Source organism: Devosia sp. (assembly GCF_965229025.1).
Lineage (GTDB): Bacteria > Pseudomonadota > Alphaproteobacteria > Rhizobiales > Devosiaceae > Devosia_A.
On sequence record NZ_OZ245853.1, the window covers coordinates 932,779 to 957,594 of the forward strand.

Sequence of the window (24,816 nt, forward strand, 5' to 3'; positions counted from 1 at the left end):
AGAGGCGAAGTGATGAATATTGCGATTGGCGAGCTGGCAAAACGTACGGCGGTTAAAGTGCCGACGATCCGGTTCTACGAACAGATCGGACTGCTGCCGACGCCGCCGCGGACTGAGGGCAACCAGCGGCGATACGGCAAGACCGAGGTGGACCGGCTGAACTTCATCCGCCATGCGCGAGAGCTGGGGTTCGAGGTCGATGATATCCGCGAGCTCCTCGCGATGAGTGCCGAGCCGCAGGCGTCTTGCCACCAGGCGGACAGCATTGCGCGCAATCACCTCGCCGAAGTCGACCGGCGAATCGCCAGCCTGACGGCATTGCGGGGGGAGCTGAGCCGGATGATCGACGAGTGCCACCACGGGCGGATCTGTGATTGCCAGATCATCGAGGCGCTGGCTGACCATAGCAGGTGCGCGACAGATCACGCGCACTAGGGGGCATGACAGTGACTCTCGCACCCCCTTGCGCCGAACCGTACGTTACGGTACGGATGCGTTCATGCAGCGCGACGAAGATCGCGGGCAGGGGGATTTGCCGTGACGGTGGCCATTGTTCAGCGCGAGGACGGCTTTACGCTGCGCCAGCAGCAGGTGCTGACGGCAGCGCTCGAGCTCTTGGTGGAGCAAGGCGACCGGCTGACCATGACCTCGGTGGCACGGCGCGCCTCGTGCTCCAAGGAAACGCTCTACAAGTGGTTTGGCGACCGTGACGGGCTGCTGACGGCCACTGTGCAGTTCCAGGCGGCCAAGGTGCGGGTGCCGCATGTCGACCGGCGTCGGCTCGATGGGGTGACGCTGCGCGGCAGCGTCGAGCAGTTTGCCCGCGACCTGCTGACCACCATCGTCGGTGAGGTGTCGGTGACGCTCAACCGGCTGGCGGTCGGGCATGCCGGTGCGGAAAAGCACGGGCTCGGGGCGATCGTACTCGAGAACGGACCGCTCGCCATCCGCAACCGGCTGAAGCCGGTGCTGGAGGCCGGGCGCGAGGCAAGGCTGTTGCGGTTCGACTCGTCGGAAGAGGCCTATCGCAGCTTTTTCGGGCTGGTGGTGCGCGATGTGCAGATCCGTCTGCTGCTGGGCGAGATGATCGTTTTCGGCGATGAGGAAATCGCGCGGGACGCGGCGGACGCCACGCGGCAGTTCTTTGCGATCTACGGGGTGGAGAAGGACTGAAGTTTTCGCCGGCTGCCACACGTGGCGGCGCAGGCAGACCAAAACGGGCCGCCAGGTGGCGGCTTGAAGCAATCGGCCAGTTGGCCAAAACGCACAACAAGGGAGACCAACATGCGCGTCTATTACGATCGGGATGCCGATCTCAACATCATCAAGTCCAAGAAAGTCGCGATTGTCGGCTACGGCTCGCAGGGCCATGCGCACACGCTCAACCTGCGCGATTCCGGCGTCAAGGACGTCGTCGTCGCGCTGCGTCCTGGCTCGGCTTCGGCCAAGAAGGCCGAGGGCGAAGGCCTCAAGGTCATGTCGGTGGCCGATGCTGCCAAGTGGGCCGACGTCATCATGATGCTGACGCCGGACGAACTGCAGGCCGATATCTACAAAGAGCACATCGAGCCCAACATCCGTGATGGCGCAGCGCTGGCGTTCGCCCACGGCCTCAACGTGCACTTCAACCTGATCGAGCCCAAGTCGACCGTCGACGTGATCATGATCGCGCCGAAGGGCCCGGGCCATACCGTGCGTGGCGAATACCAGAAGGGTGGCGGCGTGCCGTGCCTGATCGCCGTGCACCAGGACGCCTCGGGTAATGCGCATGACATCGCGCTGGCTTACGCATCGGGCGTTGGCGGCGGCCGTTCGGGCGTCATCGAGACCAACTTCCGCGAAGAATGCGAGACGGATCTGTTCGGCGAGCAGGTCGTCCTCTGCGGCGGCCTTGTCGAGCTGATCCGTGGCGGCTTCGAGACGCTGGTGGAAGCCGGCTATGCGCCCGAAATGGCGTATTTCGAGTGCCTGCACGAAGTGAAGCTGATCGTCGACTTAATCTACCAGGGCGGCATCGCCAACATGAACTACTCGATCTCGAACACCGCCGAGTGGGGCGAATACGTCTCGGGTCCGCGCATCATCACCTCGGAAACCAAGGCCGAGATGAAGCGCGTCCTCAAGGACATCCAGTCTGGCAAGTTCACCTCCGAGTGGATGCAGGAACACAAGTCGGGCGGCAGCCGCTTCAAGGCCACCCGTCGCCTTGCTGACGAGCACCAGATCGAAGAAGTCGGCGAAAAGCTCCGCGGCATGATGCCGTGGATCAAGGCCGGCGCTCTGGTGGACAAGGCGAAGAACTAAGCCTGACCTCTCCAAACGAAGTTTTGACCCCGGGGTATGACCCCGGGGTTTTTGTTTGTGCGAGCCAAAGTCTCACCACGCGTAATCCTCCGGTGCCGTCTTGTGGCCGGGGAAGATCGTGTCGAGGCGGGCGAGGGTTTCGGGGGTGAGTTTGAGTTCGACGGCGCGTTCGGCGGCGTCGAGCTGTTCGGAGGTGCGGGGGCCGATAATCGGTGCAGTGACTGCTGGCTGGTGGAGCAGCCAGGCCAGTGCCACGTCGCCGGGCTGGGCGCTGAGCTCGAAGCAGAGCGCTTCGTACTGCTCGATCTGCGGGCGGAGGCGATTGAGGGTTTCGAGCGAGCGGCCCTCGAGGCGGCGATGGCCGTCCTGTTCCTTTTTCAGCACACCACCGAGCAGCCCACCTTGGAGCGGTGACCAGGGGATGACGCCGAGGCCGAAATCCATGGCGGCGGGCAGCACTTCGAGTTCCACGGTGCGCTCGATCAGGTTGTAGATCGACTGCTCGGAGATGAGCCCGGTGTAGTTGCGCCTGTCGGCGGCGGCCTGCGCCTTGGCGATGTGCCAGCCGGCGAAGTTGGAGCTACCGGCATAGAGAATCTTGCCCTGCGCTACCGCCACTTCCATGGCCTGCCAGATCTCGTCCCAGGGCGTTGCGCGGTCGATGTGGTGGAACTGGTAGAGATCGATGTAGTCGGTCTTCAGCCGCTTGAGGCTGGCGTCGAGCGCGCGGCGGATGTTGAGGGCGGAGAGCTTGCCCTCATTGGGCCACTCGCCCATATCGCCGTAGAGCTTGGTGGCGAGCACGGTCTTTTCGCGGCGGTTGCCGCCCTGGGCGAACCACTCGCCCATCCACTCTTCGGTAACGCCCGGGACGGGGCGGCCATAGCGGTTGGCGGTGTCGAAGAAGTTGATGCACTTGTCGTGGGCGCTGTCCATGACGCGAAACGACTCGGGCTTGTCGGTCGTCCAGCTGAAATTCATCGTGCCGAGGCAGAGCCGGCTGACGCTCAGGCCGCTGCGGCCCAGATGGGTGTACTGCATGAAAATCCCCTCGATGTTCTGAAATCGGGCGCGGGCGCAGATTTGCGTGCCCGTCGCGATTGCGATGAAGCTTGAGGGGAAATGCCTTCGGGGGCAACCCGTTCCAAAGGACGAGACGGAAGGCGCGAGGACGCGACGTAGGCCACTTGCCAAGTTTCAGCCATTGATGTGTGATGATGTCGAAATCAACAATTGAAACTGCGAGGATATGCCATGGCTGAGCTCCACCCGATCCTGCCGTTTGCCGGCGATGTCCCCAAGCACGATACGGCGGTGCTGGTAGTGGACATGCAACGGGCGTTCATGTCGGACACGGACTCGTTCGGGCGCTCAGGGATCGATGTGTCGCCACTCCGCGCCGCAATTCCGGGATGCGTGAAACTGGTCAACCTGGCGCGGGCGAGCGGGGTGCCGGTGATCTTTACGCGCTACGTGTACATGCCGGGCATGGTGGATTTCGGGGCCAGGCATGGCGTGGCTCCCGAGGCACGCATTGCGGGCAATTCGCTGGGCTATGGCACCGACGAGATCGAGCTGATCCCCGAGTTGGGCGTCAGGCCCGACGAGGTGGTGATCGACAAGTCGCGGCCGAGCGCGTTTTATGGCACGCGGCTCGAGCCGGTGCTGACTGGCATGGGGATCCGCAACCTGATCATGTGCGGGGTGACCACCAATATCTGCGTCGAGACCACGGCGCGCGATGCTGGACAGCGCGACTACGGCACCTATGTGGTCAAGGACGCGGTGGCCGAGTTCCTGCCCGAGCGCAACCACTACGCCCTGTTCGGCATCGCCTGGATGTTCGGCTTCGTGGTGGAGCTGGCGCAGGTGGAGCGCAGCTGGGCCGCAGTGCCGGCCAGCCGCGTGGGGTGAAGAAGAGTCTCTTCAAACGCCCTTGACTTAGAGTGCGCTCGAAGCTGTAGCGGTATGGGCGTCGCAACGAGAACGGGCAGAAATGAAGATCGGTGATCTGGCCAGACGGACCAGCGTATCGGCGCACACGCTTCGCTATTACGAGCGCATCGGGCTCGTGCCTTATGCGGTTCGTGATCGATCCGGGCAGCGGGATTATGATGCGTCGTTTCTGAGCTGGATCGAGTTTCTGGGCAACCTCAAGACCACCGGCATGCCGATCAGCGGCATGCTGCGCTACGCCGCGCTCAGGGCGGAGGGAGGGGTGACCGGGCCGGAGCGCCAGCAGATGCTGGAGCAGCACCGTGACCACGTCAGAGCCCATGTCGCCGAACTTCAGGCCTGCCTGCTCGTCCTCGACAAAAAGATCGCCGGCTATGCCGCCGACAGCCAGAGGATTATGAACAATGACGCTTTCCCAAAACGCCGAAAGCCGGCTTGAACGCGGACGCCGCGCACTCTCGATGATCGATGGCGCGGGCGGCGAGGCCGTGGTGGCCGCGCTCGCCGATATCGCGCCGGATTTTGCCGAGTACGTGCTCGAGTTTCCGTTCGGCGATATCTACAGCCGGCCGGGCCTCGACCTGAGGGCGCGGGAGATCGCCACCATTGCCGCGCTCGCCGCGCTGGGCAACGCGACGCCGCAGCTCAAGGTACATATCCAAGCCGGGCTCAATGTCGGGTTGTCGCGGGCGGAGATTATTGAGGTGCTGATGCAGATGGCTGTCTATGCCGGGTTTCCCGCAGCGCTCAATGGGCTGTTCGCCGCGAGGGAGGTGTTTGCAGCGGCGGAGTGACGCCCGCGGCAGGCTTGACAGTGAGCTGGATTTCCAAGCCTTTTGCGGCCATCAGGCCTCCAGAGCCTTACTGGACTACAGCACATGAAGACTATCGAACCGCCCCCGTCTGACCCCGACGCGCCGCCTAGCCTTGAACTCACCGCCCGTCGGGTGGTGCGCTACAGCCCTTGGTTCATCTGGGGCGTGGTGGTGTTCTGGAGCGCGTTTCTGGTGCTGCAGATCGTGGTCACCGGCGGCGACTGGCTCTCGGCGTTGCGCTTCGGGTCACCGGGGCTGTTCATCGGCGCGGTGCTGGGGATCCGGTTCCGCGATTCGTGAGGCGGGTCAGGGGCGCTCGGATTTTTCGATGCGCTCCTTGGTGAGCATTTCAAGCAGTCCCACGAGCCGGGTGATGTCCTCCTGCCGCAGCAGGTCGATCTTTTCGTGCAGCGCTTCGATATCGAGTTCGGCGCGGAGGTTCACGTCATAGTCGAGCTGCGCCTTCTGCCGGTCGATGGCGGACTGGCGGTTCTGCGCCATCATCAGCACCGGCGCGGTGAAGGCGGCCTGGAACGACAGCACCAGGTTGAGCAGGATGAATGGGTAGGGGTCCCAGTGCTGGACCCAGGCGATAATGTTGAGCGCGATCCAGAGCGCCAGCAGCGCCGATTGCACGATGATGAAGCGCCAGGAGCCCATGATCGCCGCGATGCGATCGGCGAGGAACTCCCCGGTGGTACGCGGCAACTGATCGGGATTGATATGCCTGAGGCTGAAGCGCCGGGCGGTTTCAGACTGGGTGGGTGTGGTCATGAGCATCTCGCAGGTTGCGCGATGGTCTTCTATCAGGCTGGCGGCGCAACCGGGCTTACAAACAACAAGGGCCCCGATGATCTCGGAGCCCTTTCAGCGTGGCATATCGCCGGCTGGTTTCTTACTCATGGGCGCGGAAAGCGCTGCGACCGGCGCGCATCAGTGCAACGTCGGAGCGGGTGAGCCCGATATCGCGGAGCAGGTGGTCGTCGTACTTGATCAGGTCGGCGAAGACCTTCTTGCGTTCCGCACGGCGGAACAGGGATGTCAGCAGGGACATTTGGGTTTCCTTCCTTTTTCAGTGTGCCTTAGTGGCGATCGGCTTATGCCGTTCTGTGGATGAATGTTCTATGAACAGCAGGCGAATTAGAACGCATTCCTGTTTTGACGGCGTTTGCCGCGAATATCATCTCTGGTGAGGCCCATATCAGCCAGCAGGCGGTCGTCGAGGGACTCGAGATGGGCGCGCTGCGAGCGGCGGCGCATTTCGAGCATGAGGGAGTCGATAAGCTTGTTCATTGTGGTCTCTTCATTCTTCATTTGCAGCTACAGGTGCCGCGGCGCGCTCTCATAGAGGGCGGCGGTGAACCGCACATGAATGTCGAAACGGTGACGGCGAGGAGATTGGTCGTGCCGCCTTGCCGTTGAGGCGACGCACTGGCTATATCGCGACCCATCACACGGGGAGTTGAACGGCCATGGCTGCTGCTGAGGACATCGCGAAGATCATCGAGCAGGAGCAGGGGCTGGTGTTCGCCCAGTTCGACGAGTCGATGGCGTTTTCGCTCGGCGCGAGGGTGCGCGAGCGCGCGGTGCGCGAGAAGCTGGGCCTCGTCGTCGATATTCGCACCTGGGACCGGCCGATGTTCTACTGCGCCATGCCCGGCACCACGGCTGACAATCCGGAATGGGTGCGCCGCAAATTCAACGTGGTGCGGCGGCTGCAGAAATCGACTTATCGCCTAGTGCTCGAGCAGAATCGTGAGGACCGGCTGTTTCCGCCGACGCGGGCGCTCGACGCAGCAGACTATGTGCTTGCAGGCGGTGGCTTTCCGTTGCGGATCAAGGGATTTGGGCCGATCGGCTGCCTGACCATTTCCGGGCTGCATGAGCGCGACGATCACCAGGTTGCGGTCGATGCGGTGTGCGAGGAACTGGGACTCGACAAGGCGGCATTCACGCTCGCCAAATAACGCTCCGTGAAGGCGGATGGGTTATTGTCGATTCGGCATTTGGGCATGACCCGGGGCAGCGGATGAAGCTTAATTACCTTTTACTTGATGTGTTCACCACGACGCGGCTGGCGGGAAACCCGCTTGCGGTGGTGCTGAAGGCCGACGGGCTGCTGGACGACCAGATGCAGGCGATTGCCGGGGAGTTCAACCTCTCGGAAACCGTGTTCATTTCAAAGCCGAAATCGGATCGCCACGCTGCGGCGGTGCGCATCTTCACCCCGCAGGTGGAATTGCCGTTTGCCGGTCATCCGACCGTCGGTGCTGCGGTAGTGCTGGGGCTCCAAAATCGCTCCACTGCGGTGCGGCTCGAAGAAAAAATAGGCGTCGTCACCTGCGTGATCGAGCGGGTGGACAAGCACGTGGGGCACGCGCGCTTCGCCCTGCCGCAATTGCCCGAGGAGATCGGCAAGGCGCCCGACAAGCTGGCGATCGCCGAAACGCTTGGCATTGCGCCGGAGGATATTGGTTGCGGGCTCTACCAGCCGGCGGTGTTTTCGGCCGGGGTGACATTCTACCTGGTGCCGGTGCGCAATGCGGCGGTGCTGAAGGCTATCAAGCTCGAACGGCGGGGATGGGAGCACGTCTACCCGGCGGGGCATGGATCGGTTTACGTGTTCACCGAGACCCCCGAGGAACGTGGCATCGATTTCGCGGCGCGGATGTTCTCGCCTGGAATGGGCATCGGCGAGGATCCCGCGACCGGGGCAGCTGCGGCGGCGCTGATTGGGCTGTTGGGCCGTTTTGCCGGGCCGGGCCAAACCGAGTTCAAGCTGCGGCAAGGCTATGAGATGGGCCGCCCGAGCCTGATCTCGATCCAGTTGCGCAAGGATGGCGACGTGCTGACCCATGGCGGCATTGGCGGACACGCCATCATTGTGGGCGAGGGGACGCTGGACCTCGGCGACTAGGGGTTCGACGGCTCCAGTCAGCACGCGATAGCCAGCTCAACTGTGCTGCCTTTTGCCGCAGTGCGGACTAGCCCAGCTTTTGCGGCTCAGCTAAGTTTCGCGCCGAGCTGGAGGGCTTGGACATGGAAATTATCGCACTGATTCTGTTTTTCATTCACATCGTGGCGTTCGTTGCGGGCGGGGCCAACAGCGTGTTGATGCCCATCCTTGGACCGAAGATGGCAACAGCGACACCTGAAGTACGCGCAAGCCTGATCTCGGTCGTCGATGCCGTCGCCAAGGTGGGCAAGTACGCGATGGCGACGCTGCTGGTCACGGGCATCCTGGTGCTGTGGCTCAAGTGGAACTTTGTGGTTCCAAATTTCTGGTTCTGGATCAAGATGTTGGGCATCGTCGGGATGCTGGTGTTTATCAGCCTCAACGAGATCAACCAGAAAAAGGCGCGCACGGGTGACATGGCGGCCGCCAAGGCATCCAAGATGTTCGGGCAGTTGACCGGCGTCGCCTTCGCCGTGGTGATCCTGTCGGCGGTGTTCGCCTTCAACTGATCCTTGAGTGCGGGCTTATCAATCTGGGATCAGTTCGCGGATCTCAATGGTACCGCCCGCTTCAAGCACCGGATTGCCCTCGGCGAGGCGCTTGGCCTCGTCGAGGTCCTTTGCGGTGATGCGGATGAAGCCGGTGACATGGGTGGTTAGCGGGGCTGCGATGTCGAAGCGGCGGATTGTGGTGCCGCCGCCTACGGCGCTGCCGCCAACAAAGGCGCCGATCGTGCGCAGCGACTGCAGGTAGAGCTCCCAGAGCTTGGGGCTTTCGTCGGCCTTGGTGTCGTTGTGCATGAGCAGCAGAAAATCCGGCATAGGCAGCCCTCCAGAGCGGCGCCAGTGTGGCCCGGAGGAGGGCCGGTGGCAATGCAGGGAGCCGTCGGCTCAGTTTTTGTGCACGGGCGGTTGCCTTTGTTCGGATTCTCGCGCAATACTACTGGCGGTAAACGGATTTCAGCCATGCAGCGCAATCGCGCCATTGCCATCGCAGTCGCCGACCAGAAGGCTCGCCAGAGCCAGCTGATCCTTGCTGCGAGCTTGCTGCTGCTGCCGGCCGCCCTGCTTCTCCTTCTTATCAGCCCCTGATAACCGACAGCTCGGTATGCGAGCGGGTGGTCAGGGGATAACGACTGCAAGCCGAACAGCATTTTGTCCGGCCGCGAGGCTTTCATGCCCGGCCGTCAGGTAGGAAAACGAGAATGACCACCACCGATACCAATAAAGCAAATCCTTCAAACAAGGATCGCGTCTATATCTTCGACACCACGCTGCGTGATGGCGAGCAGAGCCCCGGCGCGACGATGACGCTGGAAGAAAAGCTGCAGGTTGCCGAGGCGCTCGACGAGATGGGCGTCGATATCATTGAGGCCGGTTTCCCGATTGCCTCGAACGGCGACTTCGAGGCCGTGGTCGCCGTTGCCAAGCACGTCAAGCGTTCCGTGGTGGCCGGACTCGCCCGCGCCATTCCGGCGGACATTGCGCGGGCCGGTGAAGCGGTACGCCACGCCAAGCGTGGCCGCATCCACACGTTCGTATCGACCTCGCCAATCCATCTGGCGCACCAGATGAAAAAGACTGAGGAGCAGGTGCTGGAGATCATCACCGGCACCGTGGCGCAGGCGCGCAACCTGATCGACAATGTGGAGTGGAGCGCCATGGACGCGACCCGCACGCCGTTCGATTTCCTGGCCCGCTGCGTCGAACTCGCCATCAAGGCCGGTGCGACGACGATCAACCTGCCCGACACGGTTGGCTATGCGGTGCCCGACGAGCACGAGGCGATGTTCCGCTCGATCATCGAGCGGGTGCCGGGCGCCGACAAGGTGATCTTTTCCGCCCACTGCCACAACGATCTGGGCCTCGCAGTTGCCAATTCGCTGGCGGCGGTGCGGGGTGGGGCGCGGCAGGTGGAGTGCACCATCAACGGGCTGGGCGAGCGGGCGGGCAATGCCGCACTCGAAGAGATCGTGATGGCGCTGCGCACCCGCGCCGATGCCTTGCCGTATCACACCGAGATCGAGTCTACTCATCTCAGCCGTGCCAGCCGGATTGTATCGGCGGCGGCGAACTTCCCGGTGCAGTACAACAAGGCGATCGTGGGCAAGAACGCCTTCGCGCATGAGAGCGGCATCCACCAGGACGGGATGCTGAAGAACGCCCAGACCTACGAAATCATGACCCCGGCAAGCGTCGGGATCAAGGAAACCACCCTGGTCATGGGCAAGCATTCGGGCCGCGCCGCCTTCAAGGACAAGTTGAGGGAACTGGGCTACGAGCTGGGCGACAATGCCTTTCAGGAAGCCTTCCAGCGCTTCAAGGATCTGGCTGACCGTAAAAAGCACGTCTACGACGCCGATATCGTGGCGCTGGTCGATGACGAAGCGGGTTCGGTCGATGACCGGATCAAGCTGGTCGATATGGAAGTGATTTCGAAGACTGGCGGCGTGCACCGGTGCGACCTGACGCTGGCGATCGACGGGGTCGAGGCCAAGGCCACCTATGATGGCACCGGCTCGGTGGACGCGATCTTCAACGCCATCAAGCAGGCGGTGGGCAAGGACCCGAACCTCGTCCTCTACGCGATCGACGGCGTCACCGGCGGCACCGATGCGCAGGCGAGCGCGCATGTGCGGCTGGAAATGAACGGCCGCATTGTTTCGGGCAATGCCGCAGAACCGGATACGCTGGTCGCATCGGCCCGCGCCTATATCAACGCCTATAATCGCCTGCTGCTCGAACGCGGCGCGTCGGCGCAAGGGGCGCTGGCCGGCTAAAATCCATTTGGGGGGAATATGCTCAGACCACTGGCGCCGAACGTTTTCAAGCGGCGGCTTGCCGACCGCACGACGCAGCTTGGCTTCTGGCTGTCGATGAACAGCCTCGCCGCGACCGAAATCGCGGCGGGGATCGGCTATGACTGGGTGCTGCTCGACATGGAGCACAGCCCCTATGACCTCGAAACGGTCGAGCGGCATCTCCTCGCGGCTCGGCATGGCGGGGACGCCGAGTTTGTGGTGCGCATTCCAAGCATCGACCCGATCCTTGTGAAACGCCTGCTCGACGCTGGCGTTCGCTCGTTCATGTATCCTTTCGTCCAGAATGAGGCCGAGGCGGCGCTTGCCGTAGCGGCAACGCGCTTTCCGCCAGACGGGATCCGTGGCTTTTCTGGCAATTCGCGCTCGTCTCGGTATGGCATGCAGGCCGGGTATCACCCGACCGCCCATGAAGACATCTGCATCATCCTCCAGGTCGAGACGCCGCAGGCAGTTGCCGCTATTCCCGAATACTGCCGCCATGGCGGGGTCGACGGGATTCTCGTCGGGCCCAATGACCTTGCGGCCAATATGGGACGGTTGGGGGGCACACAGCACCCCGAAGTGCTGGCGAAGATCGACGAGGCGCGGGCCTTGACCCAGGCCGGCGGCAAGGCCGCGGGGATGCTCGACTTCAATCTAGAGACTTGCAAGAAACTCCTCGCGGAGGGCTTCAATTTCCTCGCTGTGGGCGGCGATACCGCGTCGATGAGCCGGTATGCCAAGCAGTTGCTCAAGGACTTTGGCCGGTGACAGGCTACGTCCTGCGCCGACTCGCGACAGACGCGGACTGGCAGGCCATGCACGCCATCCGCCGCGATACGCTGTTTGCGCCGGGGCGGCACGCCGACACCGTCGTTTATGACGAGAACCATCCGCACGATCGCGCCGATGGCCACGTGCCTTTTCTGCTGGAGCTCGATGGCCGGCCGATAGGCGTGGTGCGGCTGGACTTTCATCGCGAGACGGCCGTTGTGCGGCTGGTCGGCATGCTGACGGCGGAGCAGGGGCGTGGTCACGGCCGGATGCTTGATGCGCTGGCGGTCCACGAGGCGAAGCGGCGCGGGGTGCGCCTGCTGCAGGTCAATGCGGCGCGCACGGCGCTCGGCTTTTACGAAAAGAACGGCTGGCAGCAGCAGGTCTGGGATGCCGAAGAACTGGTGGGCATCGCCAGCAAGTGCGTGCAGATGGTGAAACCGATCTAGATTGCGGCGCGTTGCGCCTGAGGATCGGCAAGGGAGCGCGAGGAATGGATCTCGGAATTGCGGGCAAATGGGCCATCGTCGGTGCCTCAAGCAAGGGGCTCGGGCGCGGCTGCGCGATGGCGCTGGCTGAAGCCGGGTGCGTCGTGGTGATCAATGGCCGTGATGCGGACCGGCTGGAGCGAACAGCGGACGAACTGCGCGCTGCGACTGGCGCGACGATCGTTGCGGTGGCGGCCGACGTCGCGACGAAAGAGGGGCAGGACAAGCTGTTCGCGGCGTGTCCCGAGCCGGACATTCTCATCAACAACAATGGCGGCCCGCCGTACCGCGATTTCCGCGAACTGGACCGCGAAAAGATCCTCGCCGGCGTCATCGGCAACATGGTGTCGCCCATCGAGCTGGTGCAGCGCGCCATCGGGCCGATGGGCCGCAAGGGGTTCGGGCGGATCGTCAACATCACTTCCAGTTCTGTGAAGGCGCCTCTCGCGGGGCTTGATCTTTCGTCGGGCGCGAGGGCCGGGCTCACGGCGTTCCTCGCAGGTGTGGCGCGGTCGGTGGCGGGCACCGGTGTCACGATCAACCAGTTGCTACCCGGCTCGTTCGATACCGACCGTTTGCGCGGCGGCATGGCTGGTACGGCGCAGCAACGCGGCATCGATATCGAAACGCTGGCAGCCGAGCGGAGGAAGGCCATCCCTGCACAGCGCTTTGGCACGCCGGAAGAATTCGGGCAGGCCTGTGCTTTCCTCTGCTCAGTGCATGCCGGCTACATCACAGGGCAAAACCTCCTGATCGATGGCGGAGCTTTCCCCGGCGCATTCTAGGGTTGCGCTCGGGGTGGCTTGTGCCTTTCGCGGAGCCAGCTAGGGTGCGCCCTAGCTGAGGGGGCCGGGACATCGTGCTACGCGAGTTGAGGGGAGCGATCACCGCGCTGGCGCTGGTGATCACCGGGGTGCTGGTCGCGGTCAGCGTCAACCTGGGTGTGCCCGGTCAGGCGCTGCTGCAATCGATCCGCTTTCACATCGCGGCGGGCCTCTTGGCCATCGTGCTGGTCCTTTTTCTCACAGGTGCATGGCGGCGGGCGCTGCTGTTTGTAGTGGTCTTCGGCCTGAGCGCCGGGGAGGGTGCGGCGATCGTGCTTGAGCAGCAGCAGCGGCGCGAGATCATCGGCGCCGCGGCGGCAAAGCCCCTGTTCCGGATGCTGAGCTTCAACACGCTGCAATCCAACCTCGATAGCGGTCAGAAGATCACCGACTACATCCTCGCCTCGGGCGCTGATGTGGTGCTGCTGCTGGAAGCGGGGCCGGTGCAGCCCTTCATTGATAAACTGGCAGAGACCTATCCCAGCCGTGCGGGGTGCGAGGACAAGGTGAACCGCTGCGAGACGATCCTGTTCTCAAAGACACCTCTCGCCGATGTGCAGATCCGCTCGATGAGCCCGGTGTGGAGCAACCGGCTGATCACAGCGACCACGGTGATCGGCGGGCAGACGATCAATCTCGTTGGCGCGCATCTGGTGAAGCCCTATTTCGACGATTTTGCCGAGGGTGAGGTCTATGTGCTGCGCCAGGCGATACAGGCGCTGAAGGGCCCGCTGGTGCTGGCGGGAGACTTCAACGCGGCGGGATGGTCGGACAATATCGACCGGCTTGCGAAGTCCGAAACGCTGATCCCTGGGCCCTTCTACCCCGCAACCTGGCCGATCCGGGCCGGCATGCTTGGCGTGCCGATCGACAACATGTGGACCCGCTCGCCGCTGCTGATCGCGCATATTTCGGCGATGCCGGATGCGCTGGGTTCCAACCATCGCGGGCTGATTGCGGATATTTCGATCGCGGGCGACGCGGCGCCGTGATCGGCCTGATGAAGTTCATTCGTACAAGGGGCGCCCGAGGTTACAGGGCGCCGGTGCACATTAGTTTGTGTTGAGTGCGGCGCCTCCCGGGTCCACGTTTGGGCAGCAATTCCGGGAGATTTCCATGAAGACCAACAAGCTTGCCGTCGCGATCGCCGTTGTCGGCGCCATGGCCACCTGTAGCGTACAGGGCGCCGAGACAGCGACCGCGATTTTTGCCGGCGGGTGTTTCTGGTCGATCGAAAGCGATTTCGACCATGCGCCGGGCGTGATCTCGACCACTTCGGGCTATATCGGCGGGCATGTCGACCACCCCACCTACGAGCAGGTGGTGACCGAGACCACCGGGCACCGCGAAGCGGTCAAGATCGTCTACGATCCGGCAATCACCAGCTATGACAAGCTGGTCGACACGTTCTTTCACGTGATTGATCCGATGGAAAAGAACGGCCAGTTCTGCGATTTTGGCGAGAGCTACACGACTGCCGTCTATGTCGGCAGCGAAGCGGAGATGAAGGTGGCAGAGGCTGAGAAGGCAGACGTTGCCAAGCAACTCGGCAAGCCGGTCGCCACGGTCATCGCCATGGCGCCGACGTTCTGGCCCGCCGAAGAGTACCATCAGAATTTCTGGCGCGGCACGGAGATGCTCAATAACGGGCTCACACGGATGGAGCACTACATGCGCTATCGCATCGGCTGCGGGAAGAATGCGCAGGTCGAGGCGATCTGGGGCAAGGAGGCGTTCAAGGGCCTCGACGGGCACGCCTGAGGAGGCTGACTACGAAATGTCGGGCGCCTGGCCGCCCGGCAACTGACTGTGCGGGTCGCCCGACGGGGTCACTTCGGCGCGTTCGCCGGCCTGCGCCAGCTGCTTGTTGATGGCGAGCTTGGCTTTTTCCGTCACGTCACGGAGCGCCGGGAGATATTCCGGCGTCGGCACCCAGGCGCGCAGTTGCAGAACGATGCGGTCGCCTGCGAAGGAATCGACGTGCACGGTTGGGGCGGGGTCCACCTCAACGCGTTTGTCGGAGGCTGCCACGCGCAGCATCGCCTTACGGGCCTGGCCCATGTCCGAGGTGTCGGGCAGGCTGATGTTGACGTCGATGCGGCGTCGCTTCTCCCGGCTGTGGTTGGTGATGGTGGAGTTCCACAGCCGTTGATTCGGCGTGAAGATGAAAAGTCCGCTCGATGAGCGGAGCCTTGTGCCGAATAGCCCGATCTCGACCACAATGCCCGCAACACCATCGCCGACGATGTACTCGCCAACCGCGATGGGCCTGAGCCAGATCAGCATGATGCCGGCTGCGATATTTGAAAGCGTGCCCTGCAGCGCCAGCACGATGGCGAGGCCGGCCGCGCCCAGCACGGCATAGATCGAGGCGCTCGAAACGCCGACGACGCTCAGGGCGGTGACCAGCGAAAAAATGATGATGCCGTAGCGCGCGGCCTGGGCAAGCAGGGGGGCGAAGGTTTTGTCTACCCCATAGGCTCGCGGCAGCAGCCGCTGAATCATCTTTGAGGCCCAACGCGCGACGTTCCAGCCGCCGATCAAAATCGCGAGGGCGATGGCGATGGGAAGGGCGTTGGTGCTGAACCAGGCGAGGACAGCCGATGCGAAGTCAGAAACGTGGGGCATGGGGCTTTTGCGGACGAGGGCGGGACGGGCGGTTGTTAACCTACCAATCGGCCAAAACTACGAAAGTGTCGAGCAGGCAACATTATTGCTGGACACCCCCCCATGATGTTGCTATCCCCCCGCTCGGACCGGGTGTGTAGCTCAGATGGTAGAGCAGCTGACTCTTAATCAGCGGGTCCACGGTTCGATCCCGTGCGCACCCACCAATCCCCTTAATCGTTGAATTTCAACGCACTCGTGAGACGAGTGCGGGCCGCCTGCAGCGCCACAGCGACCTCGGCGAGCCGCACCAGCACGTCTAGTGCCCGGCCGGGGTTACTGGTCGCGAATTTCTGGAACCGCGCGATTTCCATCTCGATCCCGTCAAGCGCGACCATGGCGCTGGTACGGAGCGCCTGATCGGGCGCGGTGCCGAAAGCGGCCTGTTCGGATAGCGCGTTGGCAAATCGGTGTGCTTCTAGCCGCCACAGCTGGGCGTTGGTTTCAAAGACCAGAAGCTCGCGGTCCTGGTTACTTTCAAGCTCGATCATGTGGCAATCCCGGTTCAAAGGCGCAACGGCGTTACCCTCCAATAGGTTGCCTGCCTGCATTGAGAAGGGCCGGTGGCGCCCACATGATCTCTTCGAAAACTAGTGGGAACGGTTCGTGCGGATCGTTGTTGTTCCCCCATACTCAAACCGGAGAAACGACAAATGGCTGTCAAAACGGAAATGGGTCTTGAGGATCTGTTCATCGATACGCTCAAGGACATCTATTACGCAGAAAAGCAGATCGTGAAGGCGCTGCCGAAAATGGCAAAGGCCGCTCAGGATCCGAGCCTCAAGGCGGGCTTTGAAAAACACATGGGCGAGACTGAGGTGCACATAGAACGCCTCGAGCAGGTGTTCGAGATCATCGGCAAGCCGGCCCGCGGCAAGACCTGCGACGCAATCCTCGGCATTCTCGAGGAAGGCAAGTCGATCATGGAAGACTACAAGGGCACCATCGCCCTCGATGCCGGCCTCATCGCCGCCGCTCAGGCCGTCGAGCACTACGAGATGGCCCGCTACGGCACGCTGCGCACCTGGGCCGAGCAGCTCGGCTATGCCGATGCGGCCAAGCTGCTCGAGACAACGCTGCTTGAAGAGCGCACCACCGACCAGACCCTGACCAAGCTCGCAGAAGCCGGCGGCGACAACGCCAAGGCTGCGTGATGGAATGAATAAACGCGGCGGCATTTCCGCCGCGTTTTCTTTGGCCAGTTGGCCCAACGCGCGGGCGCGCCAGCCGTTTTCCGAGCCCATCTTGTGTGCAGGGCTTCACAGCCTGCCGTGCAGCCCCTACATAAACGTCCTAATCCTCACGTTTCCGGAGCGAAACCAGCATGCCTTTCGGCCTAGAACCTTCGGCTTTTGCTGCGTTTTTCCAGGTTATCCTGATTGATCTGGTGCTGGCGGGCGACAATGCCGTGGTGATCGGGCTGGCGGCGGCCGGGTTGCCGTCGGTTCTGCGGCAAAAGGCGATCCTCATCGGCATCGCAGCCGCTACCGTTCTGCGCATCGGTTTTGCGCTGGTCACCACCCAACTGCTGGCGCTTGGCGGTGGGCTGCTGATTGCCGGTGCGCTGCTGCTGCTCTGGGTCTGCTGGAAGATGTATCGCGAGCTCGGCTCTCATACCCATGAGCAGGATGCCGCCGAGGCGCTGGCGAACGCAGATCTCGATGCCGATGGCAAGGTGAGCGGCCGCGCGCCGCAGAAGACGCTGCGCCAGGCGGTGATGCAGATCATCATCGCCGACGTATCGATGTCGCTCGACAACGTGCTGGCGGTGGCCGGCGCGGCGCAGCACCATATCGAGGCACTGGTTTTCGGTCTCGCGCTGTCGGTGGTGATGATGGGCGTTGCCGCCTCGTTCATTGCTGGCCTCCTCCATCGGTTTCGCTGGATCGCCTGGGTCGGTCTTGCCATCATCTTCTACGTGTCGCTGAAGATGCTGTACGAGGGCGCTGACCAATTGATGGGGCATACGCTGCCGATGATCCCGCTGATCAAGGGGCCACCGCCGCTGCCGCACTAAGCCTCTCCTAACCAAGGCGTGCTTTTTGTGCGCTTTGGCGCCGTGCGGTAAGGAAAGTCATCACTATCAGGACGATAGGGTCGCCGGGACAATATCCGATATGGATGCCCGCGCATGCCGTCTGCCACACTCACGTTTGCTGCTGAAACTGCGCCAAAGGCGCCGCAGCTGGCATCGGCGCGGCCAGCGGAACTCACCATGCAGTCGATTGCTCCCGCGCAATGGGACGGCGCTGTTGCTGCGTTTGACGAAGTTTGCCAGGAGCAGCTTTCGTCCTTTGCCAGCTCGCGCTGGCCGGGCGTGGTGCAGGAGCCGGTGCTATTTTATCGCGGCGAGGAGCTGGTGGGTGGGTGCCTGGTGATGGTGCAGCCGCTGCCGCTGCGGCTTGGCGCCATCGCGGTGACCAAGTGGGCGCCGATGCTGCGCGACACTGAACATCCGGATGCCGCAGCGATCTATCGCGGCATGATCGACGCCCTTACCGCCGAGTACGCTGAGCGATGCGGCATGATGCTTTCAGTGCTGCCGCGTGCGTCACTGGGTGCCGACAATTCCGACTACGCCCACTTGCTGAGCCGCGGCTTCCGCAAGGGTGCGCGGCTGCTGTTTCCCAACCGCTATCTGGTCAATCTGCAGCTCACCGATGCCGAGCACTTGCAGAGCTTCGAGCAAAAGTGGCGCTACCATCTGAAGCGCTCGGAGCGAGCCGATCTGAGTTTCGAGGTTGCTGGTCCCGAGCAGTTCGACGCGTTCAACGCGCTTTACGAGCAGATGGTCGATCGCAAGAGATTCCCCGATCACTCAGCCTTCGACACCGTGCGCGAGCTGATGATGCTCGAGAACCCGCTGCTTCGGCCCGAGCTCTTCTTCGTCCGGCATAGCGGCGAAATCGTTGCCGGTGCTATCATCTTCAAGGCAGGTGACCGCGCGGTCTATCTTTACGGCGCCACCAGCGCGGAGGCGCTGGAGCTCAGGGCCGGCTACTTCCTGCACTGGAAGATCATCGGCTGGCTCCGTGATAACACCGCTGCCTGCTGGTACGATCTCGGCGGCACCGATGGGTTCCAGGGGCTGCACCAGTTCAAGAAGGGGATGGTCGGCGCGCGCGGTTTGATCCGTCCGGTGCCGCCCGTTGCCAACTATGCGGCGCGCCTTTGGCCTCGCCTCGTCGGCGAGACGGCATTTGCCGGGCGCGAACTGCTCCACCGGGTCAACCGCTGGATCGACCGGTTGCGACCCGATCGGGCCAAGCCCGATCAGCACCGGCGGCCATGATGGGGCTGCGCCAGCGCCTCCTGTCGCAATCGGGCCTGTTGTTCGCAGCGCGCCTGTTCGGCGCGGGCGTGATCTTTCTCGCCCAGGCCGCCATCGCGCGCTTCTGGGGCGCTCAGCAACTGGGCGAATACCTTGTCATCATCGCCAGTGTGAACATCGTTGCGGTGGTATTGCCGCTCGGATTTCAGACGATCGGGACGTATTTCGCGGCTGATTATCGAGCCAAAGGTGAGGCTGTGCTGCTCAAACGCTTCATGGCGCGCGCTTATGGCTTCGTGGCGATCACGGCTCTGGCGCTGCTGGTGCTGGGGGCGCCGCTGGTCGGGCTCGTGGGTGAGCCGGGCAGGGTGCTGGCGGAGCACTGGGTGCCCGGCGTGCTAATGGCAGCCGCGACGGCGGTGGTCTACACCAACAGCGCGATCCTCATCGGGCTGAAGCGCCCACTCGCCGGCATTCTCGCCGATACACTGTTCCGGCCACTGCTGATCGTTCTGGTCATCAGTGGAGCGACTCTCGCGTTCACTGGTGTGCAACGGCTCGACGCGCTGGTCTGGCTGCTGGCCATTGGTTTCTTGGCGGTCGCGGCCGGGCAGTTCATGGTTGTGCTGCGTGCAGTACGGGCGGTTCCGGAAGGAACTGCTCCCAGCACGATGGAGCCTCGCCGCTGGTGGCGATTTGCGTTGCCGTGGGTTGTGATTGCGCTTGCTACCGACTTCTTCTTCGACATCGATCTGTTGATCATCTCGAACCTCCTCGATCGCGAAACGCTGGCGGTGTTCGGCGTGGCGACGCGGGTGTTCTCGATCGTCGCGTTCGGTGTGTCGGCGGTCTATGCGATCGTCCTGCCCGAAATGTTCGAGCGCAACGCTGCGAGCGACCGGCCCGGCTTTGTCCGACAGATCGGCGAGGCGAACCTCCTCGCCTGCGGCATCTCGCTGGCGCTGTTTGCCGGAGTACTCGTAGGGGCGCCGATCCTCCTGATGCTGTTCGGACCTGCCTTTGCCGCCGGCGAGGCGCCGTTGGCGGTGCTTTGCCTCGCGCTCTGCGTCAGGTCTGCTTTCGGTCCAGCGGCGCTGGTGCTGTCCATCCACGACCGTCCCTACGCGCCGCTTCCGGCGATTGCGTTGGGCATGGCCGTGCTGGTCGGGGGCAACCTGCTGCTGGTGCCGTCGCTTGGGCTGATGGGCGCAGCGCTGGCGGCGCTCGCGGCGCAGACGCTGTGGTCGGCGGCGATGTGGTTGACTGCACGGCGGCTCGCGGGTGTGGATGTGTCGGTGTTGCCGCGGCTGCGTGAGTTGCTGGCGGGGCGACAGGTCAAGGACGTCTAGGCGCCGCCGCGCGGGGCACCCCCCACCCTCATTCCCTCCCCACAAGGGGGAGGGAGGCCGATCGGGTTCGTTGGAGCATCAGTCGTCTCTCTCCCCTCGATGGGGAGGGATCAAGGGTGGGGTGGGCAACCCGCTCCGACGCTTCGTCTAGCGCCCCAGCAGCGTATCAAACCGCGCCCGCCAGCGCGCCACCCGGCCCATGCTCATCCCGGAGTCATAGTCCTCCGTGACCTTGGTGTAGAACTTTTCCATCACCACGTAGTCCTGCCCGAAAAGCTGCTGCTTGAGGTAAGCGCTCTGCTCGTAGCCGTAGCGGCGGAGCAGGGCGAGGGCGACTTCGTTTTCCGGGCGCACCCAGGTGAAGGCCTTGTGGAACTTGCCGTTGTCCCAGTGCTCGTCAAAAATCCGCATGCCATGGAGGCCGAGACGGGTCTTCCGGTGCGAGGGGAAAATCCAGCTCCAGTAGCGGAACACCGCACCGCATTCCGGCCCCGAGATCAGCCCGCCGCCAGCTTCGCCATCGACGGTCAGAATAATGACGTGGAAGGGGTCGACCCGCTGCAGGGCGCGGAGGAACCCCTTGGTCAGGCGGCCCTTCTCGTGTGCCTTGAAGCGGTCTGAATAGTGGGGGGACTCATCGATCACCGCCATCAATTCGCGGTGGATCATGTCGAGTTCGTCGGGCCTTGCGGCGTGGTAGCCAAGTTCGGGCATCGCTGCCTCCGCGTGATTTCCATCTGCTTGTCGCACAAAACCGCCGACAAACCGTTTATCGCCAAGGTTTCCATACGCCTAAAGGCCGCAAGTGGTCTGCTTGCCCGGCCTCGGTGCCTTGGCTAGAACGGAGGCAATGAGGAGGACGACTATGAGTGACAATCTGGTGTTCGAGCCCAGTGAGGCGGCGAAGGCCCACACCCTGACCAGCGCGGCGCAGTACGCCGATGCCTATGCGCGGTCGGTAAGCGACCCCAACGGCTTCTGGAAAGAGGAAGCCAAGCGGCTCGACTGGATCAAGCCACCGACCATCATCAAGAACACCAGCTACGAATACCCGAACGTCTCGATCAAGTGGTTCGAGGATGGCATCCTGAACCTTTCGGTCAACTGCATCGATCGGCACCTCGCCGAGCGCGGCGACGAAGTGGCGATCATCTGGGAAGGCGATACGCCCGGTACCCAGGAGCTGATCACCTACCGCAAGCTCCACGAACGCGTCAGCCGTTGCGCCAACGTGCTGAAATCGCTGGGCGTCAAGAAGGGCGACCGCGTCACCATCTATCTGCCGATGATCCCGCAGGCCGCTTATTCGATGCTCGCCTGCGCGCGGATCGGGGCCGTGCATTCGGTGGTGTTCGGCGGCTTTTCGCCGGATTCGCTCTCGGGCCGCATCAACGATTGCGACAGCCGCGTGGTGATCACTGCCGACGAGGGCCGCCGTGGCGGCAAGACCATTCCTCTCAAAAAGAACGTCGACGAGGCGCTGAAGAATGCGCCCGGCGTCGAAAAGGTGCTGGTCGTCCACAATACCGGCGCCGATGTCGCGATGAAGGGCAGCCGCGACGTCTGGTGGCATGAGGCGGCTGCAGGCGTCGAGCCGTTCTGCGAGCCCGAGCCGATGAACGCCGAAGACCCGCTGTTCATCCTCTACACCTCTGGTTCGACAGGCCGGCCCAAGGGCGTGCTCCACACCACGGGCGGCTATGCCGTCTGGGCGTCGTACACCCATGAAAAGGTGTTCGACTACAAAAAGGGCGAAGTGTTCTGGTGCACGGCAGACGTGGGCTGGGTCACCGGGCACAGCTATATCGTCTACGGCCCGCTCGCCAATGGCGCGACGACGCTGATGTTCGAGGGCATCCCGAGCTATCCCGATGCCTCGCGCTTCTGGCAGGTGATCGAAAAGCACAAGGTCAACATCTTCTACACCGCCCCCACCGCCATCCGCGCACTGATGGGTGCCGGTCCCGACTGGGTCGACAAGTACGCGATGGACTCGCTACGGCTGCTCGGTTCGGTTGGCGAGCCGATCAATCCGGAAGCCTGGCTCTGGTACCATAAGCACGTCGGCAAGGGCCGCTGCGAGATCGTCGATACCTGGTGGCAAACCGAGACCGGTGGCATCCTGATTTCGCCCATGCCTGGCGCCATCGCTGCGAAACCCGGTTCCGCGACGCTGCCGATGCCGGGCGTGCAGCCGCTGGTGCTCTCGCCCGAAGGCAAGCTGCAGGAGCAGACCAAGGCCGAAGGCGTGCTTTGCATCAAGGACAGCTGGCCGGGCCAGATGCGCACCGTTTATGGCGACCATGCGCGGTTCGTTTCGACCTATTTCGAGACCTACAAGGGCTACTATTTCACCGGCGACGGCTGCCGGCGCGACGAGGACGGGTACTACTGGATCACTGGCCGCGTCGACGACGTGCTGAACGTCTCGGGTCACCGCCTTGGCACGGCCGAGGTCGAAAGCGCGTTGGTGGCGCATCCCAAGGTCTCGGAGGCTGCCGTTGTCGGCTATCCGCACGACATCAAGGGGCAGGGCATTTATTGCTATGTCACCCTGATGGCGGGCGAGGCCTCCAGCGACGAGCTGAAGCTCGAGCTCCGCAACTGGGTCCGCAAGGAAATCGGCGCCATCGCCTCGCCCGACCTGATCCAGTTCGCACCGGGCCTGCCGAAAACTCGCTCGGGTAAGATCATGCGCCGCATCCTGCGCAAAATTGCGGAGAACGACTATGGCGCACTGGGCGACACCTCGACGCTCGCCGATCCGGGCGTGGTGACCGACCTCGTCGAGAACCGGCAGAATCGCTAGCGCTTGCAAAACGAGGCTTCCGCGCCGATCTAGGTCTCTCCCTCCGGCGCGGAACCTCCACATGCTGCTCGATATCGGTTTTCTTGATGACTCAACTCGTCCGGTTGCTCCCAAACTTACCGGTCTGACGCCGGAGCAGCGCGCGCCGGGCGAGCACCTCAGGATGGTGCACGAACATTTCCGTGGCGAGATGGCGCTGCTCCGGCGCCTGATCGAGCGGGCGAGCGCCGGCGCGGTGAGCGGTGCGGAGCTGACCGCTGAGGCAGAAGCGCTGTCGCTGGTGACGAACTACCGGCGCTTCGGCACGCTGTGCGGCCAGCATTGCCAGATGATCCATGGCCACCACTCGATCGAGGATCAGGTGTTCTTCCCCGCCCTGCGCGATCAGAGCGAACTGTTGGCACGAGTTGCGGACCGGCTGGAGGCGGAGCACGGCGTGGTGCACGAGTTGCTGGTGCGTCTGATGGCTGCCATCGGTGAGCTGGCCGATGCGCCGACGCGCGACAATTTCGAGATCTGCCGTGAGACTTACGAAGCGCTGGAGCGGGTTTTGCTCTCGCACTTTGTCTACGAGGAAGACGAGATCGGCGATGCGATTGGGTTCTATGGCATTGGCATGTAGCGGCCCATCCCGGTTTCCGCCGCTTTCAGTCTAGAGTGTGAGCCAAAGCGATTCACACCTTGCGGGACCCTATGCCCAGATTTTCCATCGGCCTTGCTGCAGCGCTAACCCTGGCGCTGGCGGCTCATCCTGCGTCTGCCCAGAGCCTCGATCAGATGGCTGGCCAAATGATCGTGATTGGCTTTACCGGCGATGACGTGGCCGACAAGTCCGTGGTGGCGCTCACCAAGGAGATCGCCGCCGGTGACCTCGGTGGCGTGATGTTCCTCAAGACCAACGTCAAGAACCGCAAGGCCGTGACGGCGATCAATGCGGCGCTCGTTGGCGCTTCGCCCGACCTGCCGCCGTTCATCACTATCGACCAGGAGGGCGGGCTGGTTGAGCGGCTCACCGGAGCTGTGGGTTTTACCGAAGTGCCTGACGCGGCGACCATCGCCAAAACGGACACCCCGGCCGAGGCCCGTGCCGTCTATGCCGGGCTGGCGCAAGGGGTGAAGGATTGGGGTTTCAACGTCAATTTCGCGCCGGTGGTCGATCTCGCCGTCAACCCCAACAATCAAGTGATCGCCAAGTTCGGTCGCGCTTATGGCAAGACCGGGGACGTTGTCGCGAGCTACGCCGCCGAGGTGATCGCTGCCCATCACGAGGCGGGCCTTCTGACCTCGCTCAAGCATTTCCCCGGCCACGGCTCATCCACCGCCGACAGCCATGAGGGCTTTGTCGATATCACCCGCACCTGGAGCGATGCCGAACTCGAACCCTATCGGGAGCTGATCGCGGGCGGCTACCAGGATTTCGTGATGGTGGGGCACCTGATCGACACCAAGGTCGATCCCTCCGGCCTCCCCTCCAGCCTCTCCAAGCCCTGGATCGATGGTGTGCTGCGCGGCAAACTCGGCTTCAAGGGCGTGGTGATTTCCGATGATCTGCAGATGGGCGCCATCCGCGATCATTTCGGGCTGAAGGATGCGGTGATCAAGGCGGTCAATGCCGGGGTTGATGTGCTGCTGTTCTCCAACACGGTGAAACCGCGCATCACTCTGGGCGATGAAGTGCGCGCCATCCTCGTCGCCGAGGCCGAGGCCGATCCGGCGTTCAAGGCGCGGATTGAAGAAAGCTACGCGCGCATAGTGGCGCTCAAGGCGCGGATCGGGCATTAAGCCCGCCGGAAGCGCCGGAGC

The 24,816-nt window shown here is 63.1% G+C and carries 32 protein-coding genes and 1 tRNA gene; 25 read left to right on the forward strand and 8 right to left on the reverse strand.

The window, feature by feature from the left end; all coding sequences use genetic code 11:
* Nucleotides 1-12: 12 nt before the first annotated feature.
* From ACO06J_RS04505 to ilvC, 3 genes are all read left to right on the forward strand, one after another.
* A complete protein-coding gene (locus ACO06J_RS04505) occupies nucleotides 13-435 on the forward strand; it encodes a MerR family transcriptional regulator (protein ID WP_421759508.1) in 423 nt (140 codons plus the stop codon).
* A 102-nt stretch (nucleotides 436-537) separates the two neighbouring features.
* Complete coding sequence (locus tag ACO06J_RS04510) at nucleotides 538-1,173, forward strand: TetR/AcrR family transcriptional regulator (RefSeq protein ID WP_421759509.1); 636 nt, start codon at nucleotides 538-540, stop codon at nucleotides 1,171-1,173.
* Between the two features lie 111 nt (nucleotides 1,174-1,284).
* On the forward strand, nucleotides 1,285-2,304 hold the full coding sequence (ilvC, locus tag ACO06J_RS04515; RefSeq protein WP_421759510.1) for a ketol-acid reductoisomerase: 1,020 nt from the start codon (nucleotides 1,285-1,287) through the stop codon (nucleotides 2,302-2,304).
* Between the two features lie 72 nt (nucleotides 2,305-2,376).
* Here the strand turns inward: ilvC and ACO06J_RS04520 are convergent, their stop codons facing one another.
* Complete coding sequence (locus tag ACO06J_RS04520; protein ID WP_421759511.1) at nucleotides 2,377-3,345, reverse strand: aldo/keto reductase; 969 nt, start codon at nucleotides 3,343-3,345, stop codon at nucleotides 2,377-2,379.
* 213 nt (nucleotides 3,346-3,558) lie between these two features.
* Between ACO06J_RS04520 and ACO06J_RS04525 the strand changes: the two genes are divergently transcribed.
* The 4 genes from ACO06J_RS04525 to ACO06J_RS04540 all read left to right on the forward strand — a co-directional run bounded on the left by ACO06J_RS04525 (nucleotide 3,559) and on the right by ACO06J_RS04540 (nucleotide 5,375).
* Nucleotides 3,559-4,218 carry a cysteine hydrolase family protein gene (locus ACO06J_RS04525; RefSeq protein WP_421759512.1) on the forward strand — a complete coding sequence of 220 codons (660 nt, stop codon included), beginning with the start codon at nucleotides 3,559-3,561 and terminating at the stop codon, nucleotides 4,216-4,218.
* Between the two features lie 82 nt (nucleotides 4,219-4,300).
* Nucleotides 4,301-4,699 carry a MerR family transcriptional regulator gene (locus ACO06J_RS04530; RefSeq protein WP_421759513.1) on the forward strand — a complete coding sequence of 133 codons (399 nt, stop codon included), beginning with the start codon at nucleotides 4,301-4,303 and terminating at the stop codon, nucleotides 4,697-4,699.
* The gene (locus ACO06J_RS04535; RefSeq protein WP_421759514.1) at nucleotides 4,665-5,054 is read left to right on the forward strand and encodes a carboxymuconolactone decarboxylase family protein; all 390 of its coding nucleotides are present in this window, start codon (nucleotides 4,665-4,667) and stop codon (nucleotides 5,052-5,054) included. The genes ACO06J_RS04530 and ACO06J_RS04535 overlap by 35 nt, the downstream gene beginning before the upstream one ends.
* Nucleotides 5,055-5,138: 84 nt before the next feature.
* Nucleotides 5,139-5,375 (forward strand): hypothetical protein, encoded by a 237-nt coding sequence (locus ACO06J_RS04540; RefSeq protein ID WP_421759515.1) that lies wholly within the window; start codon nucleotides 5,139-5,141, stop codon nucleotides 5,373-5,375.
* A gap of 6 nt (nucleotides 5,376-5,381) precedes the next feature.
* Here the strand turns inward: ACO06J_RS04540 and ACO06J_RS04545 are convergent, their stop codons facing one another.
* The 3 genes from ACO06J_RS04545 to ACO06J_RS04555 form a co-directional block, all read right to left on the reverse strand.
* Complete coding sequence (locus ACO06J_RS04545) at nucleotides 5,382-5,849, reverse strand: DUF1003 domain-containing protein (protein WP_421759516.1); 468 nt, start codon at nucleotides 5,847-5,849, stop codon at nucleotides 5,382-5,384.
* Between the two features lie 121 nt (nucleotides 5,850-5,970).
* Nucleotides 5,971-6,129, reverse strand: a complete 159-nt coding sequence (locus tag ACO06J_RS04550; protein WP_421759517.1) for a DUF1127 domain-containing protein — start codon at nucleotides 6,127-6,129, stop codon at nucleotides 5,971-5,973.
* A gap of 86 nt (nucleotides 6,130-6,215) precedes the next feature.
* Nucleotides 6,216-6,368 (reverse strand): DUF1127 domain-containing protein, encoded by a 153-nt coding sequence (locus ACO06J_RS04555; RefSeq protein ID WP_421759518.1) that lies wholly within the window; start codon nucleotides 6,366-6,368, stop codon nucleotides 6,216-6,218.
* 179 nt (nucleotides 6,369-6,547) lie between these two features.
* Between ACO06J_RS04555 and ACO06J_RS04560 the strand changes: the two genes are divergently transcribed.
* From ACO06J_RS04560 to ACO06J_RS04570, 3 genes are all read left to right on the forward strand, one after another.
* The gene (locus ACO06J_RS04560) at nucleotides 6,548-7,042 is read left to right on the forward strand and encodes a heme-degrading domain-containing protein (RefSeq protein WP_421759519.1); all 495 of its coding nucleotides are present in this window, start codon (nucleotides 6,548-6,550) and stop codon (nucleotides 7,040-7,042) included.
* 62 nt (nucleotides 7,043-7,104) lie between these two features.
* Entirely contained in the window at nucleotides 7,105-7,992 is an 888-nt protein-coding gene (locus ACO06J_RS04565; RefSeq protein WP_421759520.1) for a PhzF family phenazine biosynthesis protein, read from the forward strand.
* Between the two features lie 122 nt (nucleotides 7,993-8,114).
* The gene (locus ACO06J_RS04570) at nucleotides 8,115-8,540 is read left to right on the forward strand and encodes a hypothetical protein (protein WP_421759521.1); all 426 of its coding nucleotides are present in this window, start codon (nucleotides 8,115-8,117) and stop codon (nucleotides 8,538-8,540) included.
* Nucleotides 8,541-8,558: 18 nt separating this feature from the next.
* Here the strand turns inward: ACO06J_RS04570 and ACO06J_RS04575 are convergent, their stop codons facing one another.
* The gene (locus tag ACO06J_RS04575) at nucleotides 8,559-8,852 is read right to left on the reverse strand and encodes a hypothetical protein (RefSeq protein ID WP_421759522.1); all 294 of its coding nucleotides are present in this window, start codon (nucleotides 8,850-8,852) and stop codon (nucleotides 8,559-8,561) included.
* Between the two features lie 144 nt (nucleotides 8,853-8,996).
* Here ACO06J_RS04575 and ACO06J_RS04580 point away from each other — a divergent pair, with 144 nt between their 5' ends.
* From ACO06J_RS04580 to msrA, 7 genes are all read left to right on the forward strand, one after another.
* Entirely contained in the window at nucleotides 8,997-9,122 is a 126-nt protein-coding gene (locus ACO06J_RS04580) for a hypothetical protein (RefSeq protein ID WP_421759523.1), read from the forward strand.
* 113 nt (nucleotides 9,123-9,235) lie between these two features.
* Entirely contained in the window at nucleotides 9,236-10,810 is a 1,575-nt protein-coding gene (locus ACO06J_RS04585) for a 2-isopropylmalate synthase (RefSeq protein WP_421759524.1), read from the forward strand.
* Between the two features lie 18 nt (nucleotides 10,811-10,828).
* The gene (locus ACO06J_RS04590) at nucleotides 10,829-11,602 is read left to right on the forward strand and encodes an HpcH/HpaI aldolase family protein (RefSeq protein ID WP_421759525.1); all 774 of its coding nucleotides are present in this window, start codon (nucleotides 10,829-10,831) and stop codon (nucleotides 11,600-11,602) included.
* Nucleotides 11,599-12,054 (forward strand): GNAT family N-acetyltransferase, encoded by a 456-nt coding sequence (locus ACO06J_RS04595; protein WP_421759526.1) that lies wholly within the window; start codon nucleotides 11,599-11,601, stop codon nucleotides 12,052-12,054. Before ACO06J_RS04590 ends, ACO06J_RS04595 begins: the two co-directional genes overlap by 4 nt.
* A gap of 44 nt (nucleotides 12,055-12,098) precedes the next feature.
* The gene (locus tag ACO06J_RS04600; protein ID WP_421759527.1) at nucleotides 12,099-12,878 is read left to right on the forward strand and encodes an SDR family oxidoreductase; all 780 of its coding nucleotides are present in this window, start codon (nucleotides 12,099-12,101) and stop codon (nucleotides 12,876-12,878) included.
* Between the two features lie 74 nt (nucleotides 12,879-12,952).
* Nucleotides 12,953-13,909 carry an endonuclease/exonuclease/phosphatase family protein gene (locus ACO06J_RS04605; protein WP_421759528.1) on the forward strand — a complete coding sequence of 319 codons (957 nt, stop codon included), beginning with the start codon at nucleotides 12,953-12,955 and terminating at the stop codon, nucleotides 13,907-13,909.
* Nucleotides 13,910-14,033: 124 nt separating this feature from the next.
* Nucleotides 14,034-14,678, forward strand: coding sequence for a peptide-methionine (S)-S-oxide reductase MsrA (gene msrA, locus ACO06J_RS04610; RefSeq protein WP_421759529.1), 645 nt, complete (start codon nucleotides 14,034-14,036; stop codon nucleotides 14,676-14,678).
* A 9-nt stretch (nucleotides 14,679-14,687) separates the two neighbouring features.
* Here msrA and ACO06J_RS04615 read toward each other — a convergent pair whose 3' ends face one another.
* Complete coding sequence (locus ACO06J_RS04615; RefSeq protein WP_421759530.1) at nucleotides 14,688-15,545, reverse strand: mechanosensitive ion channel family protein; 858 nt, start codon at nucleotides 15,543-15,545, stop codon at nucleotides 14,688-14,690.
* A 130-nt stretch (nucleotides 15,546-15,675) separates the two neighbouring features.
* Between ACO06J_RS04615 and ACO06J_RS04620 the strand changes: the two genes are divergently transcribed.
* Nucleotides 15,676-15,751, forward strand: a tRNA-Lys gene (locus ACO06J_RS04620).
* A 6-nt stretch (nucleotides 15,752-15,757) separates the two neighbouring features.
* Here ACO06J_RS04620 and ACO06J_RS04625 read toward each other — a convergent pair.
* Nucleotides 15,758-16,075 (reverse strand): hypothetical protein, encoded by a 318-nt coding sequence (locus ACO06J_RS04625; RefSeq protein WP_421759531.1) that lies wholly within the window; start codon nucleotides 16,073-16,075, stop codon nucleotides 15,758-15,760.
* Nucleotides 16,076-16,237: 162 nt separating this feature from the next.
* Here ACO06J_RS04625 and ACO06J_RS04630 point away from each other — a divergent pair, with 162 nt between their 5' ends.
* From ACO06J_RS04630 to ACO06J_RS04645, 4 genes are all read left to right on the forward strand, one after another.
* Nucleotides 16,238-16,738 (forward strand): ferritin-like domain-containing protein, encoded by a 501-nt coding sequence (locus ACO06J_RS04630; RefSeq protein WP_421759532.1) that lies wholly within the window; start codon nucleotides 16,238-16,240, stop codon nucleotides 16,736-16,738.
* A gap of 170 nt (nucleotides 16,739-16,908) precedes the next feature.
* Nucleotides 16,909-17,601 (forward strand): TerC family protein, encoded by a 693-nt coding sequence (locus ACO06J_RS04635; protein WP_421759533.1) that lies wholly within the window; start codon nucleotides 16,909-16,911, stop codon nucleotides 17,599-17,601.
* A 114-nt stretch (nucleotides 17,602-17,715) separates the two neighbouring features.
* Nucleotides 17,716-18,876 carry a lipid II:glycine glycyltransferase FemX gene (locus tag ACO06J_RS04640; RefSeq protein ID WP_421759534.1) on the forward strand — a complete coding sequence of 387 codons (1,161 nt, stop codon included), beginning with the start codon at nucleotides 17,716-17,718 and terminating at the stop codon, nucleotides 18,874-18,876.
* A complete protein-coding gene (locus ACO06J_RS04645; protein ID WP_421759535.1) occupies nucleotides 18,873-20,204 on the forward strand; it encodes a lipopolysaccharide biosynthesis protein in 1,332 nt (443 codons plus the stop codon). Before ACO06J_RS04640 ends, ACO06J_RS04645 begins: the two co-directional genes overlap by 4 nt.
* A 147-nt stretch (nucleotides 20,205-20,351) precedes the next feature.
* Here ACO06J_RS04645 and ACO06J_RS04650 read toward each other — a convergent pair whose 3' ends face one another.
* The gene (locus ACO06J_RS04650) at nucleotides 20,352-20,918 is read right to left on the reverse strand and encodes a hypothetical protein (RefSeq protein ID WP_421759536.1); all 567 of its coding nucleotides are present in this window, start codon (nucleotides 20,916-20,918) and stop codon (nucleotides 20,352-20,354) included.
* 151 nt (nucleotides 20,919-21,069) lie between these two features.
* Between ACO06J_RS04650 and acs the strand changes: the two genes are divergently transcribed.
* The 3 genes from acs (at nucleotide 21,070) to ACO06J_RS04665 (ending at nucleotide 24,795) form a co-directional block, all read left to right on the forward strand.
* Complete coding sequence (gene acs / locus ACO06J_RS04655; RefSeq protein WP_421759537.1) at nucleotides 21,070-23,013, forward strand: acetate--CoA ligase; 1,944 nt, start codon at nucleotides 21,070-21,072, stop codon at nucleotides 23,011-23,013.
* A gap of 61 nt (nucleotides 23,014-23,074) precedes the next feature.
* A complete protein-coding gene (locus ACO06J_RS04660; RefSeq protein ID WP_421759538.1) occupies nucleotides 23,075-23,635 on the forward strand; it encodes a hemerythrin domain-containing protein in 561 nt (186 codons plus the stop codon).
* Between the two features lie 71 nt (nucleotides 23,636-23,706).
* Entirely contained in the window at nucleotides 23,707-24,795 is a 1,089-nt protein-coding gene (locus tag ACO06J_RS04665) for a glycoside hydrolase family 3 protein (RefSeq protein ID WP_421759539.1), read from the forward strand.
* The last annotated feature ends 21 nt before the right edge of the window (nucleotides 24,796-24,816 follow it).

Excerpts from the sequence above, each read along its gene's own strand:
- ACO06J_RS04640 (WP_421759534.1), top strand. The coding sequence starts at position 17,716 with ATGCCGTCTGCCACACTCACGTTTGCTGCTGAAACTGCGCCAAAGGCG.
- msrA (WP_421759529.1), top strand. The coding sequence starts at position 14,034 with ATGAAGACCAACAAGCTTGCCGTCGCGATCGCCGTTGTCGGCGCCATG.
- ACO06J_RS04625 (WP_421759531.1), bottom strand. The coding sequence starts at position 16,075 with ATGATCGAGCTTGAAAGTAACCAGGACCGCGAGCTTCTGGTCTTTGAA.
- ACO06J_RS04525 (WP_421759512.1), top strand. The coding sequence starts at position 3,559 with ATGGCTGAGCTCCACCCGATCCTGCCGTTTGCCGGCGATGTCCCCAAG.
- ACO06J_RS04660 (WP_421759538.1), top strand. The coding sequence starts at position 23,075 with ATGCTGCTCGATATCGGTTTTCTTGATGACTCAACTCGTCCGGTTGCT.
- ACO06J_RS04580 (WP_421759523.1), top strand. The coding sequence starts at position 8,997 with ATGCAGCGCAATCGCGCCATTGCCATCGCAGTCGCCGACCAGAAGGCT.
- ACO06J_RS04520 (WP_421759511.1), bottom strand. The coding sequence starts at position 3,345 with ATGCAGTACACCCATCTGGGCCGCAGCGGCCTGAGCGTCAGCCGGCTC.
- ACO06J_RS04555 (WP_421759518.1), bottom strand. The coding sequence starts at position 6,368 with ATGAACAAGCTTATCGACTCCCTCATGCTCGAAATGCGCCGCCGCTCG.
- ACO06J_RS04505 (WP_421759508.1), top strand. The coding sequence starts at position 13 with ATGAATATTGCGATTGGCGAGCTGGCAAAACGTACGGCGGTTAAAGTG.
- ACO06J_RS04590 (WP_421759525.1), top strand. The coding sequence starts at position 10,829 with ATGCTCAGACCACTGGCGCCGAACGTTTTCAAGCGGCGGCTTGCCGAC.
- ACO06J_RS04575 (WP_421759522.1), bottom strand. The coding sequence starts at position 8,852 with ATGCCGGATTTTCTGCTGCTCATGCACAACGACACCAAGGCCGACGAA.
- ACO06J_RS04635 (WP_421759533.1), top strand. The coding sequence starts at position 16,909 with ATGCCTTTCGGCCTAGAACCTTCGGCTTTTGCTGCGTTTTTCCAGGTT.
- ilvC (WP_421759510.1), top strand. The coding sequence starts at position 1,285 with ATGCGCGTCTATTACGATCGGGATGCCGATCTCAACATCATCAAGTCC.
- ACO06J_RS04565 (WP_421759520.1), top strand. The coding sequence starts at position 7,105 with ATGAAGCTTAATTACCTTTTACTTGATGTGTTCACCACGACGCGGCTG.
- ACO06J_RS04650 (WP_421759536.1), bottom strand. The coding sequence starts at position 20,918 with ATGCCCGAACTTGGCTACCACGCCGCAAGGCCCGACGAACTCGACATG.
- ACO06J_RS04530 (WP_421759513.1), top strand. The coding sequence starts at position 4,301 with ATGAAGATCGGTGATCTGGCCAGACGGACCAGCGTATCGGCGCACACG.
- ACO06J_RS04535 (WP_421759514.1), top strand. The coding sequence starts at position 4,665 with ATGACGCTTTCCCAAAACGCCGAAAGCCGGCTTGAACGCGGACGCCGC.
- ACO06J_RS04585 (WP_421759524.1), top strand. The coding sequence starts at position 9,236 with ATGACCACCACCGATACCAATAAAGCAAATCCTTCAAACAAGGATCGC.
- ACO06J_RS04540 (WP_421759515.1), top strand. The coding sequence starts at position 5,139 with ATGAAGACTATCGAACCGCCCCCGTCTGACCCCGACGCGCCGCCTAGC.
- ACO06J_RS04615 (WP_421759530.1), bottom strand. The coding sequence starts at position 15,545 with ATGCCCCACGTTTCTGACTTCGCATCGGCTGTCCTCGCCTGGTTCAGC.
- ACO06J_RS04560 (WP_421759519.1), top strand. The coding sequence starts at position 6,548 with ATGGCTGCTGCTGAGGACATCGCGAAGATCATCGAGCAGGAGCAGGGG.
- ACO06J_RS04570 (WP_421759521.1), top strand. The coding sequence starts at position 8,115 with ATGGAAATTATCGCACTGATTCTGTTTTTCATTCACATCGTGGCGTTC.
- ACO06J_RS04630 (WP_421759532.1), top strand. The coding sequence starts at position 16,238 with ATGGCTGTCAAAACGGAAATGGGTCTTGAGGATCTGTTCATCGATACG.
- ACO06J_RS04545 (WP_421759516.1), bottom strand. The coding sequence starts at position 5,849 with ATGACCACACCCACCCAGTCTGAAACCGCCCGGCGCTTCAGCCTCAGG.
- acs (WP_421759537.1), top strand. The coding sequence starts at position 21,070 with ATGAGTGACAATCTGGTGTTCGAGCCCAGTGAGGCGGCGAAGGCCCAC.
- ACO06J_RS04550 (WP_421759517.1), bottom strand. The coding sequence starts at position 6,129 with ATGTCCCTGCTGACATCCCTGTTCCGCCGTGCGGAACGCAAGAAGGTC.
- ACO06J_RS04600 (WP_421759527.1), top strand. The coding sequence starts at position 12,099 with ATGGATCTCGGAATTGCGGGCAAATGGGCCATCGTCGGTGCCTCAAGC.
- ACO06J_RS04645 (WP_421759535.1), top strand. The coding sequence starts at position 18,873 with ATGATGGGGCTGCGCCAGCGCCTCCTGTCGCAATCGGGCCTGTTGTTC.
- ACO06J_RS04665 (WP_421759539.1), top strand. The coding sequence starts at position 23,707 with ATGCCCAGATTTTCCATCGGCCTTGCTGCAGCGCTAACCCTGGCGCTG.